This is a genomic window from Vibrio sp. 779(2023), from assembly GCF_033344285.1.
Classification (GTDB): domain Bacteria; phylum Pseudomonadota; class Gammaproteobacteria; order Enterobacterales; family Vibrionaceae; genus Vibrio; species Vibrio alginolyticus.
In genome coordinates this window covers 245,764-262,368 of the sequence record NZ_JAWPOM010000003.1, presented here as the reverse complement: position 1 = coordinate 262,368, position 16,605 = coordinate 245,764, and the positions used below count along the sequence as shown (strand labels likewise).

Sequence of the window (16,605 nt, the reverse complement as noted above, 5' to 3'; positions counted from 1 at the left end):
AAAAGCCGACTATTTCCGTTAGCGTTCAGATGTCGCGTTGCCGTGCATTTGCTCATCTAAGTTGAGCACGGTTAATGCGTTGCTAACGCTCGTGGCGATCACGTCTATCGCTCCAGTTCTTAATGCTCCGAGTAGAGCGAGCGGCTTGCTGTTCTCTGCTGCGATCGCAATGACTTCCGAGATCGGCCGAAACTCTTCAATACCAAGTCCAATTACTCGGTCACTCATTACCGTGTTCGCTACATTACCGTGAATATCAAAGAAGTCATAACCTGCAAAATCCCCTACCACACCTTGTTGAAGTCTCGACTGAACCACTTCATCAGGCGTAAACCAACCTAAGTCGACCATGTAACTGTTTTCGCTCATGTCACCAATACCAACCAAAGCGACATCGGCTTTACGTGCTAGGTCGAGCGTTTGTTTCACGGTTGCATTTTGCATAAAGGCCAACTTCTGTTCTCTGTTTTCTGCGTAAGCCGGCGCATAAAGGGTTTCAGAGGTCCCCCCATATTTCTTCGCCAACTGACGACAAATATGGTCGGCGTTATACATACCGCCACGCGGATGAATACCACCAATGCCACACACAAATTTACAATCACGCGGCGTAATAACACCAATATGGTGAGCGACAGACGACACGTTGCGCCCTTGTCCGACCGTCACCACCATGCCGTTTTTGAGCGTGCTAGTGAGATAATTGGACACCAATCCCGATACCTGTAGTCGTTGCGCTTCTTCATTCGGTTGATCAAGAGCAACAAGCGCGCGCTTAACGCCGAATCGCTCGATCAAACGTTGTTCGATCTTGGCGCTGAACACCGGATGGTATTTAACGGTAATTTCAACAATGCCTTCATCACGCGCCTGCTTGAGCATTCGCCCAACCTTTGCGCGTGATATGGCAAATTTTCTCGATATCTCTTCCTGAGTCGCACCGTCTTGATAATACGCGACGGAAATCTCTGTCAACAAATCCGTGTTTTCAATGGAAATATCTTGATTAGAACTGCTCATGGTTTCTCTCGCCCTTTAAGAGGATCGATATTGTATGCAATAAGTGAACATATGCTCATTGACTTAGCATATGTTCTTTATCAATTTAAACGCTACATTTGCTCATCGCAATAACATTTTCTCACTACAATTTTTTACCCTCTTGGACAACGCTCAAGCTTTGAACAATAAGGGCAAACGTTTATTTGGGTTAACCACTAAACACACAGTAAAAAAACGTTGATGAAGTTCACTATAAGTCCATTTCAGCGATTGACTTTCAGCATAGATAGGATAAATATGGACACATCATTTACTCAGCTATCGATCAAATGTTCATAGCATTTGTTCGGTAACGAAATTTTCCGTAGTTGGCTGAGCAGATGTCTCATTAAATGCGATGAGACGGTTAGCTAACTCGCTTGCAAATGCACAAGCTGTGATAACAAAAATCACGCTTAAGCCCATTTAAATAGGATGATCGATTATGAGCAACAAGTTAGAGCAACTTCGTAAACTAACGACTGTAGTAGCAGACACTGGCGAGATTGATGCAATTAAAAAGTATCAGCCAGAAGACGCAACAACTAACCCTTCTCTTATCCTTAAAGCCGCTCAAATCGCAGAGTACGCACCTCTAATCGATGCTTCAATCGAATACGCTAAAGCACAGAGCAACGACAAAGCTCAACAAGTTCAAGATACTTGTGACATGCTTGCAGTAAACATCGGTAAAGAAATCCTAAAAACTATCCCAGGTCGTATCTCTACAGAAGTAGACGCTCGTCTATCTTACGATATGGAAGGCAGCGTAGCGAAAGCTCGTCAACTAGTGAAAATGTACAACGATGCTGGCATCACTAACGACCGTATCCTTATCAAACTGGCTTCAACTTGGGAAGGCATTCGCGCAGCTGAGATCCTAGAAAAAGAAGGCATCAACTGTAACCTAACGCTTCTATTCTCGTTCGCTCAAGCACGTGCTTGTGCAGAAGCGGGTGTATTCCTAATCTCGCCATTCGTTGGTCGTATCATGGACTGGTACAAAGCGAAAGAAGGCCGTGACTTCGAAGCTCAAGAAGATCCAGGCGTACTATCTGTAACTAAGATCTACAACTACTACAAAGAATACGGCTACAAAACTGTAGTTATGGGCGCAAGCTTCCGTAATATCGGTGAGATCTTAGAACTAGCTGGTTGTGACCGTCTAACTATCGCTCCTGCTCTACTTGCAGAACTAGAAGCAGCTGAAGGTGAAGTAGTTGAGAAACTAGTTGATTCTAAAGGCGCAGCTGAGCGTCCAGCACCAATGACTCACGCTGAATTCCTATGGGAACATAACCAAGACCCAATGGCTGTTGAGAAGCTGGCTGAAGGTATCCGCAACTTCGCCGTTGACCAAGGCAAACTAGAAGCGATGATCGAAGCTAAGCTTTAATTGCTTACCAAAAGCGAGTAGCCCGTCTACTCGCTTTTACCATCAGCACTATTTTCAAAAAATTCTATTTGAACTTGTTTCGGCGAGTTCCCTCTATTTAAATCAAATATCGAGAAGTAATCACTATGGATCGTAAACATCTAGCAAATGCAATCCGTGCGCTAAGCATGGATGGTGTTCAACAAGCTAACTCTGGTCACCCAGGTGCACCTATGGGTATGGCTGACATCGCTGAAGTTCTTTGGCGCTCTCATCTAAACCACAACCCATCAAACCCTGAGTGGGCAGACCGCGACCGTTTCGTACTGTCTAACGGCCACGGCTCAATGCTGATTTACTCTCTACTGCACCTTGCAGGTTACGAGTTGTCTATCGACGATCTGAAAAACTTCCGTCAGCTTCACTCTAAAACTCCTGGTCACCCAGAGTACGGTTACGCGCCAGGAATCGAGACCACAACGGGTCCGCTAGGTCAAGGCATCACTAACGCGGTTGGTATGGCTCTAGCTGAAAAAGCGCTAGCAGCACAGTTCAACAAAGAAGGCCACGACATCGTTGACCACTTCACTTACGTGTTCATGGGCGACGGCTGTCTGATGGAAGGTATTTCGCACGAGGCATGTTCTCTTGCAGGTACTCTAGGTCTAGGCAAGCTGATCGCGTTCTGGGATGACAACGGCATCTCTATCGACGGTCACGTTGAAGGTTGGTTCTCTGACGACACACCTAAGCGTTTCGAAGCTTACGGTTGGCACGTAATCCCTGCAGTAGACGGTCACGATGCTGACGCAATCAACGCAGCAATTGAAGCAGCGAAAGCGGATCCACGTCCTACACTTATCTGTACTAAGACTATCATCGGTTTTGGTTCACCAAACAAATCTGGTTCACACGATTGTCACGGTGCGCCACTAGGTGCAGAAGAAATCGCAGCAACACGCAAAGAACTAGGTTGGGAGCACGGTCCTTTTGAAATTCCGCAAGAAGTCTACGCAGAATGGTCAGCGAAAGAAACAGGCGCAGCTAAGGAAGCAGCGTGGAACGAGAAATTTGCAGCTTATGAAGCAGCGTACCCTGAGCTGGCAGCTGAATTTAAACGCCGCGTAAACGGCGAGCTTCCTGCACAGTGGGAAGAAAAAGCAAGCCAAATCATTGCTGATCTTCAAGCTAACCCAGCAAACATTGCATCACGTAAAGCGTCTCAAAATGCTCTAGAAGCATTTGGTGCTCTACTACCAGAGTTCATGGGTGGCTCTGCTGACCTAGCACCTTCTAACCTAACCATGTGGTCTGGTTCTAAGTCTCTAGAAGCAAGCGACTTCTCTGGTAACTACATCCACTACGGCGTACGTGAATTCGGTATGACAGCGATCATGAACGGTATCGCGCTACACGGTGGTTTCGTTCCTTACGGCGCAACATTCCTAATGTTCATGGAGTACGCACGTAACGCAATGCGTATGGCTGCGCTGATGAAAATTCAGAACATCCAAGTGTACACGCATGACTCTATCGGTCTTGGCGAAGATGGTCCAACTCACCAACCAGTTGAGCAAATGGCATCGCTACGCCTAACACCAAACATGAGCACATGGCGTCCATGTGACCAAGTTGAGTCCGCTGTAGCTTGGAAACTAGCGATTGAACGTAAAGATGCACCGACAGCACTTATCTTCTCTCGTCAAAACCTTGCGCAACAAGAGCGCACAGCAGAACAAGTAGCAGACATCGCGAAAGGTGCTTACATTCTGAAAGATTGCGAAGGCAAGCCAGAGCTAATCCTTATCGCAACAGGTTCTGAAGTTGAACTAGCAGTAGAAGCAGCAGCACAGCTAACTACTGAAGGTAAGAAAGTACGCGTTGTTTCAATGCCATCAACAGATGCATTTGACAAACAAGACGCCACTTACCGTGAAGCTGTACTGCCATCAGACGTAACAGCACGTATCGCAATTGAAGCAGGTATTGCTGACTTCTGGTACAAGTACGTAGGCTTCGACGGTCGCATCATTGGTATGACTTCATTCGGTGAATCTGCACCAGCCGGCGAACTATTCAAAATGTTTGGTTTCACGACTGAAAACGTAGTGAACACAGCAAAAGAGCTACTCGCGTAATTGCAGTAAAAAGATAGTCAGTTTTCTCTATTGCGAATGTGAAAACTGAAAAGCCCCACCAGCAATGGCGGGGCTTTCTTTTATCTGGCTCCTATTCGCATAAACGCAGCCAGGACATAAACATCACAACTTTCGTTACGACTATTTGTCTTCAAATCGAAGTGCGAGCTGATAGAAATCTTGTACTTGGTCTTTCAACTGTCGGCTATTTTGCTCAACTGAATGTGTTGCTGCCAAGTTTTGTTCTGCGGTCGAAGCAATAGAATGAATGTGCTGGTTTACATCACTAGATAGCTTTAACTGGTTATTCGCCGCTTCTGCTACATCAACCATCAGCCCACTCATGGTTTGCATCATCTGTTCAACTTCAGACAAACGCAACGCGCTTTGTTCTGCTACTTGAGAACAGGCATCGGTTTGCTCTTTGTTTGCCAGAATATCTTTCTGCCAACTTTGAATCGTTGCCAACATAGTGGAGATAGAGGCTTGGATTTGTTCAGTTGCATTGGATGTTCGCCCAGAAAGCGCGCGGACCTCATCAGCTACAACAGCAAAACCACGACCTTGCTCCCCTGCTCTTGCCGCTTCAATCGCCGCGTTGAGTGCCAGTAAATTGGTTTGCTCTGCGATCCCACCAATCTCTTCCATCAAATGGTTCACCTTCTGCGCCTGATCACTCAGTTGATACGTCGTTTCCGTCGCTTTTTCAGCTTGAAGGCTTAACTTCGCTAGATTGGTGTGCGTTTGATCGATGGTCTCCTTCGCCATCAAGCATGACTTCAATGTATCATCAATCAACATATGGGCATCATTGGTACTCGAAGAAACCGAATTTGCCGACAACTCCACCTCTTGGGTAGCATCTCGCACACGATGAATATCGGTATTTTGCTGATTTAATGCAGCCGAGACTTCTGCTGTTGTTTGACTGAGCTCTTCGGCGCAATGCTGCAAAGGCAATGCGGAGTCAGTCATTCTTCCTAACACGGTTCGAATTCTTGCGGATAGCATTTTGATATGGAAATCGGCAATCGAAAATGCCGTGTTACCGGAATAGATCAAGCGACTTACGCTGTCATATTGCTTTTGTAACTTTTTAAGTTGCTGAGGTGTATCAATTAACTCTTGGCGGAATAACAGAGCCAGAACACTTGCAGGTAACGCACTTGCAAGCCAAGCCAACGGCCCTTCAACAGACAACGCATATGCGGTTGCAGGTGCGGTTAGTGCACCAAGTAGAATCGCATAGCGAATGGTTTCATTGATTTTCAACGACCAAGTTCGACCAGACTTCTCTGCAGCACGCATGCTTTTGTAGGCTTTTGTCGCAATATCAACCCACTCTCGCTTTGGTTTCACGCGCACTGATTGATACCCAACAACATGGTTGTCTTCGTAGATAGGGGTGACATAAGCATCAACCCAATAGTAACCGCCAGACTTAGTGGCATTCTTAACCATTCCACGCCAGGCTTTACCTTGTTTAAGGCGTGCCCACATGTCACCGAAAGCGGCTTTAGGCATATCATTATGACGAACTATATTATGGTTCTGACCGACAAGTTCTTCGTGAGTGTATTCAGCAACGCGGCAAAAGGCTTCATTACAATATGTAATAACGCCTTGTAAGTTTGTTGTTGAGACGAGTTCCTCAGACTCCCTCACGAGAGTTTCTTGAGCTTTATGAGAAATATTGGCTGACATAGACGAAACTTCTTTAGTTTTTATTGATTTTCGGCAAGATATATACAGGATTTTTATTTTTATTACAAAAAGTTAGATAAAAAGTCTTATCAAATCGACATTTTTATTGTGGGAATTCACATTATCGATAAAAAGATAAAGAAGAGATTGTTGATTTGAGCTAATAAACAAACCCGACACGATCGGCCGGGTTATATATTAAGCCTCAATTAAGCGGTTTGTGATTCTGGCTTTTTATTCGTTTTTAACGCAAACATCGCGATAACGATTAACACAAATGGAAGAACATACAAATTAAGATTCTGCCAACCTACGGTAGACTCAAGCCAACCAGATAGTAATGCGGTGATGGTGACACAACTGAACACGAAGAATTCATTAAACGCTTGAGCCTTGCTTCTGTTTTTCGCTTCATAACTTTGACTAAACAGCCCGGTTGCTGCGATAAACATAAAGTTCCACCCTATTCCTAACAGGATTAAAGCAAGACTAAAATGCCAGATAGACACTCCATGTATATTAATTCCAATACAAGCAACAAATAGCAATCCACCCGCCAAAATCATATTCTTAGCGCCAAACCGCTCTATCAGACGGCCCGTGACAAACGCAGGTGCAAACATACCCAACACGTGCCATTCGATCACTCCCGCCGCTTTATCAAAATCAAAGCCACAACCAATCATCGCTAAAGGAGTTGCTGTCATTAAAATGTTCATCACCGCGTACGCAACCATTGCCGCGATAACTGCCAGCATGAAATTAGGTCGACGAATAATCAGTCTCAGCTTATCCGCCTTAGCGTGTAGCGCCTGCGTGTGTGCAGGTGGAAAACGAATGGTTTGTAGCACAACCAACGCGGTTATATAAAGCACGACAAGCACAGCAAATGCACTAATGTATAAGCCATCATCTGACCACTGCTGCGAGTACACGGCCAGATTAGGCCCAAGGATCGCCGCTAACACCCCACCCGCCATAGATATCGAAATCGCCCTATGCCTTGCCGACTCTTCACACACTTCAATGGCAGCAAACCTGTATAGAGTACCGAAACCTATACCAACACCAAGCAAAAACGTAGACATGCAGAACAGATAGAAGTTTTGTTGACTTAATGCATACGTCGCTAGACTAGCACCCAAAATGCCAATGACATTACCAAGGCTAAAACCAAGGCGACGCCCTAACTTGCCCATAATTAGCGACGCAGGAATTGTCGCGGCCATCAGTCCCAAAAACTGCAGTGCAACTGGTAATGTGATAAAACTTGATGACGGCGCAAGTGTTTTGCCAATAAGGGCAATAACAGATATGAGTAAAATATTCCCTGTCATTAATAAGGCTTGGCAGAGGGATAGAAGCCATACATTACGATTCAATTCCAAATTCCTTTTGGTTACAACGTATACAGATAACATATAGGAAAGCAGAAACAATAGAAAGATATGAGAGTAATTCTCAACAAAAAGAGCCAGAGGCATAGTACCTCTGGCTCTTCACTATTCACTTTTCGCTTTTAAAAAGTTTTTCTGTTGAGCTTACTTGTTGCGGCGCGCTTTTACTGCATCAGAAAGCTGACGAAGTACCGTTTCCGTATCTTCCCAACCAATACATGCATCAGTAATCGACTGACCATAAGTGGCTGCTTTACCATCCACTAAGTCTTGGCGACCTTCAACTAAATGAGACTCGATCATCACTCCAAAAATGGCTTCTTCGCCAGCAGAGATTTGCTCGGATACATCATCAGACACCAGCATTTGACGCTTGAACTGCTTCGAGCTGTTAGCATGGCTAAAATCAATCATCACTTTTTTCGGCAGACCTGCAGTGTCCAGCTCATCTTTAATTTGAGCTACATGTGCTGCACTGTAGTTTGGTTCTTTACCGCCACGTAGAATAATATGGCAGTCTGGATTACCAGCGGTTTCTACGATCGCGGAATGACCGTATTTTGTTACTGAAAGGAAGTGATGGGAAGCGCTTGCAGAACGAATCGCGTCGCTCGCTATTTTAATATTCCCGTCTGTACCGTTTTTGAAACCTACAGGACAAGAAAGACCAGAAGCTAGCTCGCGGTGAACCTGAGATTCTGTCGTACGAGCACCGATAGCGCCCCAACTGATCAAATCCGCCACGTACTGAGGTGTGATCATATCTAAGAATTCACTTGCCGTTGGCAAGCCCATATCGGTTAGATCAAGAAGAAGTTTACGTCCGATACGTAGACCATCATTTAGCTTATAGGTGTCATTTAAGTAAGGGTCATTGATAAGGCCTTTCCAACCAACGGTCGTACGCGGCTTTTCAAAATAAACTCGCATAACAACCTCAAGCTGCTCGCCCAGTTCATCACGTAGTACTTTTAGCTTTTTACCGTACTCAACCGCGGCAGCCGGATCGTGAATAGAACACGGGCCAACGATCACGAGTAATCGATCGTCTTTTCCTTCAAGAATATTGTGAATGGCGTTACGGCAATCAAAAGTGGTCGAAGAAGCGGTTTCAGTCGCTGGGAACTTCTCTAATACTGCAACAGGTGGCAATAACTCTTTTACTCTATTTATTCTTACATCATCAGTTTGAAACATTACTTCTACTTCCTGGTTTTATTTCCGACCCCATTTTTACCAACTGAACTCATTGCAACATTGTTCACAAAGCGAGCAGCATCAAGGGCTGTGGTCATTTTCTGTCTAGCGTTTAAGTAACTTATCGGCTTAGGCGTAGACTTGCAATCAGTTTTTGCAAATAAATGCAAATAAAAACCACCTGTTAACCACCGCGCACAATGTAAAGTAAAGTTTACGAAAAAAGTTCAAAATAATCATCAATTTTCTTATGCACCAAAAAATCTTTACTACAATGTAAGAAATATCAGAAGTTTGTGAGGTATTTTTGGGTAGTAAATGTTGATCAAGTTCAAATATATTGTTGCTTGATATGAAATGATTAGAATATTAAACTAATTTCTTATAAACGCTGGTTTTTTCTAATTTTTTGATAAAACGAAGTAGAAGTTAATATGCAATCAATACAAGGAAACATTATGAACAAAGTAGCAATTGCAGTAGCAGCAGTGGTAGCTGGTAGTAGCGCGCTTTTAAACTCTGCTCAAGCTGAAATGTACATCGGGGGCAAAGTGGGCATGACTACACTTGACGACGCTTGCTATCTAAATAGCCCTTGTGATGATGAAGCGTTCGGTGCAGGACTACATATCGGTTATGACTTTACCGATATCATCGGGCTAGAGTACGGCGTAGACTTCTTAGGCGACTATGAAGGAAACTCTAGGTCAGGGGCTAATACGATTAATACGATTGACGGCAATCTAACGGCTTTAACACTTGCACCTAAATTCAACTGGCACTTAAACGACTCTTGGAATCTATTTGCTAAGATCGGTGGTGCTTACATGATGTCTGATGACGAAACAGACTTTGTCCCAACAGGTTCTTTGGGTGCTGAATACTCGATCGATAGAAACTGGAGTGTTCGCGCTGAATACCAACGCTACCAAGATATGTCTGACGACGTGTGGGACGACATGGATGCTAACTTCTTTGGTATCGGTGTTAACTACAAATTCGCAGCAGCTCCAGTTGTTGCAGCAGTTGTAACGGAAGAAGTGATCGAGCCAGATCCAGAACCAGTGATGATGAGCAAGGTGCACAAAGAAGAGTACGGTACAGGTACGTTTGAATTCGATAGTGCTAAGTTAACAGAGTCCGTTTCTGAACGTCTGGACAACTTTGTTTCATTCTTGAACGAATATCCTCAAGCTCAAGTAGAGATTACTGGTTACACGGATAGCTCAGGCCCTGCGGCATACAACCAAAAACTGTCTGAGCGTCGTGCTCAATCTGTTGCTGATTACCTAACCGCAGCTGGCATTGGTTCAGATCGTTTGACAGTTAAAGGTATGGGTGAAGAAAACCCAGTTGCTGACAACAGCACTCGCGAAGGTCGTGAGAAAAACCGTCGCGTAGAAGTTGTGGTACCTTCATTTGAATACCAAGAGCTAGTTCAACCAGAATAAGCATCTATGATTCATGATCGATGATGTGGTAAAAATTAATGGGGTGCATTTGCACCCCATTTTGATCTCATATTAAGGGATATTGCCACTATGGTTTTGGGAAAAAGATCAACTCATTATCTTGCACCATAACGCAATCCATACCAGCTGCATGCGCCGCTCGCTTCCCCAACTCAGTATCCTCGAACACAAGACACTGTGACGCCTCCAAGTCGAGTTGTTCCGCGGCCACCAAAAAGGTATCTGGAAAGGGTTTATGGTTCTCTACATCACTCGCGGTTACTACAACATCCAACTTGTCTAATAAACCTGCATGGCTTAATAAGCGCATGGCACTTCCTCGTTGGCTGCCAGTCCCGACTGCAATTTTCTTATGGCCTAAATATTCCTCTAACACGATGTTCGTGCAAGGAATAACGTCACCATGAAGCTCCATAGCAGCGAATGTTTCCATTTTAAATGTCGCGACAGTTTTAGGATCTAATGAAAGCTCATGCACACGATTTAGTTCCTCAACAATTTTAAAGCTCGGCATCCCTCCCAAACTGTGAAACCATTCCTGGCAAAACGGAAAATCAAAACGCTCAGCAGTTGCTTGCCAAGCTGCCAAATGGGCTGGCATGGTATCGATTAGAGTACCATCCATATCAAATATGAATCCCTCATAGGGTCTAAAATCAATCGTGCTCATGTCTTTTCTTCTATTTGTGCATCTGTAATGTTAATTTATCAGCTCTTTCAATCGTCCTTACCGGCATTTACTTATCATGCTCAAAATTTCGAACTCCGTCACAATTCAAGAGTGGGAAATTCAATTATCCCCAATTAGAGCTCAAGGAAATGGTGGCCAGAACGTTAACAAGGTAGCGTCCGCTATACACCTGCGCTTTGATATCCGGCATTCAAGCTTACCTGACTTTTACAAAGAGCGATTACTTGCACTTTCTGATAGTCGTATAAGTAAAGATGGCGTGATCATCATCAAAGCGCAACAATTTCGGACACAAGAACAAAATAAGGAAGACGCCCTAAATCGGCTTCAAGCATTGATAAAAGCTGCCGCTTTACAGGAGAAGAAGCGTATTAAAACGAAACCAACCCGCGCTTCTCAACGCCGACGACTTGATACAAAAAACAAGCACGGAGCGAAAAAACAGCAACGTAAGAAAGTGCTGTATTAGTGCATGTCGTTTTCTCGACATGTTAGTTGAACAACGTTTGCTAGCCCTTGGAAATCTCATTGGATTTCTCTTTTTAGTTACTTATTCAGGAAACAACAATATGACTATTAGGCAAAAACTCTACTTCCTCGGAGTTATCGCCATTTTAGGCATCGTGGCCCTTTTGGGTACGTCATCCCATTTTGAAAATAAGAGCAATGATCTTAATCACGCCATCAAACTCGTTGGTGATCTAGAAATACGCTTACTCAACTTACGCAGAAATGAAAAAGATTTCCTACTACGTAGTAATGACAAATATCTAAATAAGTTTGACGCCAATGTTGACAAGTTTATAGACACAGAAAAAGAGCTTGCGAACATACTCAAGAGTAATGAATTACCTTCCAGTCAACAATTTAAGCAAGACTTGCTCGCATACCAAAGGGGCTTTCAGAATCTGGTCAGCGCTTACCAACGATACGGGCTTGATTCAAAGAGTGGGCTTCTCGCTGGTTACGAACAAGCACTATTAGAAGCAAAACAACGTTCAGACCACCAGCAGTTATTGGCATTAGTCCGTTTTGACTCTGCGGTAAAAGCAGGACTATTCAATAGTGACTTGCTTGAGGGGCAATATGCTCCGGAGCTTATCAAAACAGGTAAGCAATTGGCGGCCCAAAAGCAAGTTGTTGGGGTTGCTTATGACAAAGGCCTACTCGGTGAAACTCGCGCATTATCCCATGCCGTAGAAGAGCAATTTGAAACCTTTTCCACAGCCCTTAGCTCTGCTGCCGCACAACGTGATGAACAAATGTCGACCATCAAGCAGGTCATTACAGCTCTGATCTTAGTCGTTATTTTCGCATTGATTTGGCAAATTTCACGTTCAATCAACACGCGAGTGAATAGCTTACTTGGCACCATTCGAAGTATCAGCGAAACGAACAACATGGGACTTCGATCTGATTTGAAAGGTCAAGACGAGCTATTTGATATCAGTCATCACCTCAATGACCTATTGGATAAGCTTGAGCATCTAATTAGTAGTACCCAAGAAAAATCGGCGCAACTCACTGAAAGTACCGATAATATGCATCGTGAGTTAGAAGGCGTTATGGAGCAATTCCACACTCAAACTGACCACACTGCATCAATGGCGACGGCAGTTCAGCAAATGGTTGCTACAATAGGTGAAATCTCTGAAAGCACATCAGTTGCGGTAGAAGGCGTACATCAGGCAGCGAATAATGCCGAACAAGGCCGAGGAGTTGTTGAGGCAACGGTAACCAACATCGGTCAACTAACCACGATTTTATCAAACAGCCAGCATTCGATTGGCTCGCTGAATCACCATGTAGATAAAATTGGTGGTGCCGTGAACATCATCCAAGAAATAGCAGAGCAAACCAACCTACTAGCTCTCAACGCAGCAATTGAAGCCGCGCGAGCAGGCGAACAAGGCCGCGGGTTTGCAGTTGTTGCCGATGAAGTACGCGCCCTAGCTAGCCGAACTCATCAATCTACTGAGGAAATCACGCGGGTCGTTGCAGATATTCAAACTCAAATGTCGACAGTTGTTGCTGATATTGATCAATGTAACGATCAAGGGCAACAAACACTTAATGCTTCTGAAAAACTGGATTCTAGCCTGCAACAGATCATTACTGACATGCATTCAATTCAAGGTAATTCGGAGCGCATAGCTTCAGCAATTGAAGAACAAGGTATCGTGATGAACCAAGTTAGCGGTTCAATCACCGAGCTAAACGCAATATCTGAGAATAACATGCAATCCGCTCAGGAATGCTTGCATGAAGTGAACTCTGTCTCTGCTCAAGCTCATGATATGGATGAAGCCGTTGCACAATTCAAAACTGCGCTAAAATAACCCTTTTCAAAATAGAAAGCCCGAGGCAGTCATTGCTTCGGGCTTTTTTTCAATTGTCACTTCGTGCTTACTGCGCACTTCGGATGTGATTATTCATCATCAAGAGGAACCAGCTTGGTGTTGCCGCCATGAACTTTCTCACGCTGTCTTTGCACCAGAGCGTAGAAGCCTGGGATCAAGAATGTACCTGCTAGAAGCACACACAATAGACCACCAATCAGCGACACGCCGAGTGAGTTTTGACTCACGTGCCCCGCGCCAGCGGCAAAGATAAGCGGGAAGATACCCAGGATAAATGACCAAGATGTCATATTCACAGCGCGGAAACGTAACGTGCCTCCTTTAACCGCTGCACTATCGATATCAGCATCTTTTTCTTCACGCTCTTGCTTGGCGAACTCCACAATCAAAATTGCGTTTTTCGCCGCCAAGGCTATGAGCAAGACAAGACCAATTTGGGCATACAAGTTAAGCGGCGTGCCAGTTAGATTCAACGCAAGGAAGGAACCTAACGTTGCTACTGGGACCACCAAAATAATAGCCAGTGGAATACTCCAACTCTCATACTGAGCCACCATAAACAAGTAAATGAATATCAAAGCCAGCGCAAACGCATAAATGGCTTGGTTGCCCGCAAGCACTTCCTGATAAGCCATACCTGTCCATTCATACGTATACCCTTGTGGAAGAACTTCAGCAGCAACGCGTTCCATTGCGGCAATCGCATCACCACTAGAGTAACCCGGTGCTGGTTGGCCTTGAATGATAGCACTGCGGTACATGTTGTAACGCCACGCCACATCAGGCTCAAACACTTGCTCGTAGCTCACTAGCGTACTTAACGGAACCATATCACCGTTCGAAGAACGAACATGGAAACGCTCTAGATCTTCCATGCTGCTACGGTGCTGGCTATCAGCTTGCATGGTTACGCGGAAGTTCTTACCAAACATGGTGAAGTCATTCACATAAAGCGAACCTAAGTTGCCTTGCAAGGTTTGGAAAATAGACGACAGCGAAATACCTAATTGCTGCGCTTTCTCACGATCGATATCAACGTAGTAGTGCGGAACATTCGCGCGGAACGTGCTAAACGTGTAGGCAATTTCAGGCGCTTGGTTAGCCGCTTGGATCATTTCTCCCATGACCATCGACAAGTCGGTACGACTTCGCCCTAGCGTGTCTTCAAGCACAAACTCAAAACCAGACGCAGCGCCCATACCTGGAACCGCCGGTGGTCCCATCGCAAAAACAACCGCTTGAGGTAACTCTGTCGCCGCTCGCCCGTTAATACGTGCCGCGATAGCATTAGCAGAGTGCTCTCCTTGCAGCGAGTTACGAGTATCCCAATCATGCAATTTGATAAATACAGAAGCACCGTTTGATGCTGCTGCGCCTGTCATAAACGAGTAACCGTTCGCAACCGTCACACCATCCACACCAGGTTCTTCACCGATCATTTTCATTAAATCATTGGTGACTTCTTCAGTACGTGATAAAGAGGCTGAATCTGGTAGCTGTACGTTAACCAGCAAAATGCCTTTATCTTCTTGAGGAACAAACGCTGTAGAGGTAGTTTTCGCAAAGAAAGTGACCGCTGCGATAGCAACTATAAAGAACGTCACGAGCAGTAAAGACTTCTTCACCAAGAAACCAGCGATCTGGCCATAACGCGTAGTGATGCGCTCTAAGCCTCGGTTGAAAGCCTGGAACCAGTTAGCGGTATTGCCCCCACCCTGCTTCAATACCAGAGAACAAAGTGCTGGAGACAGCGTCAATGCATTGATGGATGAAATCACAACCGAAATACAGATGGTCAAAGCGAACTGGCGATACATGATACCGGTGATACCTGGCAGCATGGCGACGGGTATGAATACCGCAAGTAGAACCAAGGTCGACGTGATGATTGGGCCCGTTACTTCTTTCATCGCTAGCAACGTCGCTTTACGCGGTGAGATGGTTGGGTCTTTCGCCATGGTAGTATCGACGTTTTCGATAACCAGAATCGCATCGTCCACCACGATACCAATCGCAAGGATCAAGCCAAACAAAGTAACCGTATTAATGGTGAAGCCCGTTGCCTGCATGATGGCAAACGTACCAATCAGAGAAACGGGGATCGCGACAACAGGAATCAACGTTGCACGCGCACTACCCAAGAACAAGTAAGTTACAGCAATCACCAATAGAATCGCTTCAATCAGTGTTTTTACTACCCCTTTGATCGATTCAGATACGAACACGGTTGTATCGTAGCTGGTCTCGTATTCCATTCCCTCTGGGAAGTTTTTGCTCAAGCCTTCAAGGAGCTCCATGACGGCCTGACCACTTTCTAACGCATTCGCATCCGATTGAAGAGACAACGCAACGATTGACGCGTCCTGGCCACGGAACTTACCGTTACCATCGTAGAACTTTTTGCCTAGTTCAACGCGAGCAACATCTTTCAGATAAACCGTAGAGCCATTGGGATTAGCTCGAAGGACTACGTTCTCAAACTCACTCACGCTTTCCAAGCGACCTTTGGTCACAAGGTTAAACTGAACTTCTTGCGGATTGTTGTATGGTGCTGCACCTACACGCCCTGCCGCAACTTGAACGTTCTGTTCAGCCAAAGCGGCGTATACGTCTGACGTGGTTAGCTTAAGGTTGGCCATTTTTTCAGGATCTAACCAAACACGCATTGCATATTCGCCACCACCAATCACGTTAACTTCACTGATACCTTTCGCACGAGCCAACTGATCTTTTACATTCAAGTTAATGTAGTTAATCAAGAACTGATCATCGTATTTGCCATCAGGTGAATAGAAGTTAAGCACCATCAGCAAGTCAGGTGAACGCTTTTTCACCGTCACACCAACCATGCGAACTTCTTGAGGCAGTTTTGACTCAATCTGTGACACGCGGTTTTGCACGTTAACTTGCGCCATATCTGGATCGGTGCCAACATCGAACGTGACGTTTAGGCTGTAAGAGCCATCGTTCGCGCTCTTTGAAGACATGTATATCATATCCTCAACGCCGTTGACTGAGGTCTCTATGGGGTCCGCAATGGCCTGCTCGACAACTTCCGCACTCGCGCCAGTGTAGTAAGCCGAAACGCTTACTGATGGCGGGCTTATCTGTGGGTACTCAGCCACTGGCAAAATCGCCAGTGAGATCGCGCCGGCTAGCATTAATATGATCGAAATAACCAGCGCGAATTTAGGTCTCTGAATAAAGAAACGACTTAACATAGTGCCCCC

Annotated in this window: 11 protein-coding genes; 5 read left to right on the top strand and 6 right to left on the bottom strand. The window is 45.1% G+C overall.

Annotated elements, in window-relative coordinates:
* Nucleotides 1-18: 18 nt before the first annotated feature.
* Nucleotides 19-1,020 (bottom strand): sugar-binding transcriptional regulator, encoded by a 1,002-nt coding sequence (locus R8O70_RS06300; RefSeq protein WP_005387670.1) that lies wholly within the window; start codon nucleotides 1,018-1,020, stop codon nucleotides 19-21.
* A gap of 466 nt (nucleotides 1,021-1,486) precedes the next feature.
* Here R8O70_RS06300 and tal point away from each other — a divergent pair, with 466 nt between their 5' ends.
* Together tal and tkt are read left to right on the top strand one after the other, a co-directional pair.
* Nucleotides 1,487-2,437: a transaldolase gene (gene tal / locus R8O70_RS06295; protein WP_005373488.1), complete on the top strand. Its 951-nt coding sequence runs from the start codon at nucleotides 1,487-1,489 to the stop codon at nucleotides 2,435-2,437.
* 125 nt (nucleotides 2,438-2,562) lie between these two features.
* Nucleotides 2,563-4,554, top strand: coding sequence for a transketolase (gene tkt / locus R8O70_RS06290; protein ID WP_136976715.1), 1,992 nt, complete (start codon nucleotides 2,563-2,565; stop codon nucleotides 4,552-4,554).
* A gap of 141 nt (nucleotides 4,555-4,695) precedes the next feature.
* Here the strand turns inward: tkt and R8O70_RS06285 are convergent, their stop codons facing one another.
* The 3 genes from R8O70_RS06285 to aroG all read right to left on the bottom strand — a co-directional run bounded on the left by R8O70_RS06285 (nucleotide 4,696) and on the right by aroG (nucleotide 8,852).
* Nucleotides 4,696-6,258, bottom strand: a complete 1,563-nt coding sequence (locus tag R8O70_RS06285; RefSeq protein WP_213871419.1) for a methyl-accepting chemotaxis protein — start codon at nucleotides 6,256-6,258, stop codon at nucleotides 4,696-4,698.
* 209 nt (nucleotides 6,259-6,467) lie between these two features.
* Nucleotides 6,468-7,640 carry an MFS transporter gene (locus R8O70_RS06280; protein WP_258625159.1) on the bottom strand — a complete coding sequence of 391 codons (1,173 nt, stop codon included), beginning with the start codon at nucleotides 7,638-7,640 and terminating at the stop codon, nucleotides 6,468-6,470.
* Between the two features lie 159 nt (nucleotides 7,641-7,799).
* Complete coding sequence (gene aroG, locus R8O70_RS06275; protein ID WP_017635200.1) at nucleotides 7,800-8,852, bottom strand: 3-deoxy-7-phosphoheptulonate synthase AroG; 1,053 nt, start codon at nucleotides 8,850-8,852, stop codon at nucleotides 7,800-7,802.
* 458 nt (nucleotides 8,853-9,310) lie between these two features.
* Here aroG and R8O70_RS06270 point away from each other — a divergent pair, with 458 nt between their 5' ends.
* Nucleotides 9,311-10,303: an OmpA family protein gene (locus R8O70_RS06270; RefSeq protein WP_005373499.1), complete on the top strand. Its 993-nt coding sequence runs from the start codon at nucleotides 9,311-9,313 to the stop codon at nucleotides 10,301-10,303.
* Nucleotides 10,304-10,391: 88 nt separating this feature from the next.
* Here the strand turns inward: R8O70_RS06270 and R8O70_RS06265 are convergent, their stop codons facing one another.
* Nucleotides 10,392-10,994 carry a beta-phosphoglucomutase family hydrolase gene (locus R8O70_RS06265; protein WP_318184085.1) on the bottom strand — a complete coding sequence of 201 codons (603 nt, stop codon included), beginning with the start codon at nucleotides 10,992-10,994 and terminating at the stop codon, nucleotides 10,392-10,394.
* A 76-nt stretch (nucleotides 10,995-11,070) separates the two neighbouring features.
* Between R8O70_RS06265 and arfB the strand changes: the two genes are divergently transcribed.
* Together arfB and R8O70_RS06255 are read left to right on the top strand one after the other, a co-directional pair.
* The gene (gene arfB / locus R8O70_RS06260; protein ID WP_017635196.1) at nucleotides 11,071-11,484 is read left to right on the top strand and encodes an alternative ribosome rescue aminoacyl-tRNA hydrolase ArfB; all 414 of its coding nucleotides are present in this window, start codon (nucleotides 11,071-11,073) and stop codon (nucleotides 11,482-11,484) included.
* Nucleotides 11,485-11,584: 100 nt separating this feature from the next.
* Nucleotides 11,585-13,354: a methyl-accepting chemotaxis protein gene (locus R8O70_RS06255; protein WP_258613968.1), complete on the top strand. Its 1,770-nt coding sequence runs from the start codon at nucleotides 11,585-11,587 to the stop codon at nucleotides 13,352-13,354.
* Between the two features lie 89 nt (nucleotides 13,355-13,443).
* Here R8O70_RS06255 and vmeZ read toward each other — a convergent pair whose 3' ends face one another.
* Nucleotides 13,444-16,596: a multidrug efflux RND transporter permease subunit VmeZ gene (gene vmeZ / locus R8O70_RS06250; RefSeq protein ID WP_258625158.1), complete on the bottom strand. Its 3,153-nt coding sequence runs from the start codon at nucleotides 16,594-16,596 to the stop codon at nucleotides 13,444-13,446.
* Nucleotides 16,597-16,605: the final 9 nt, after the last annotated feature.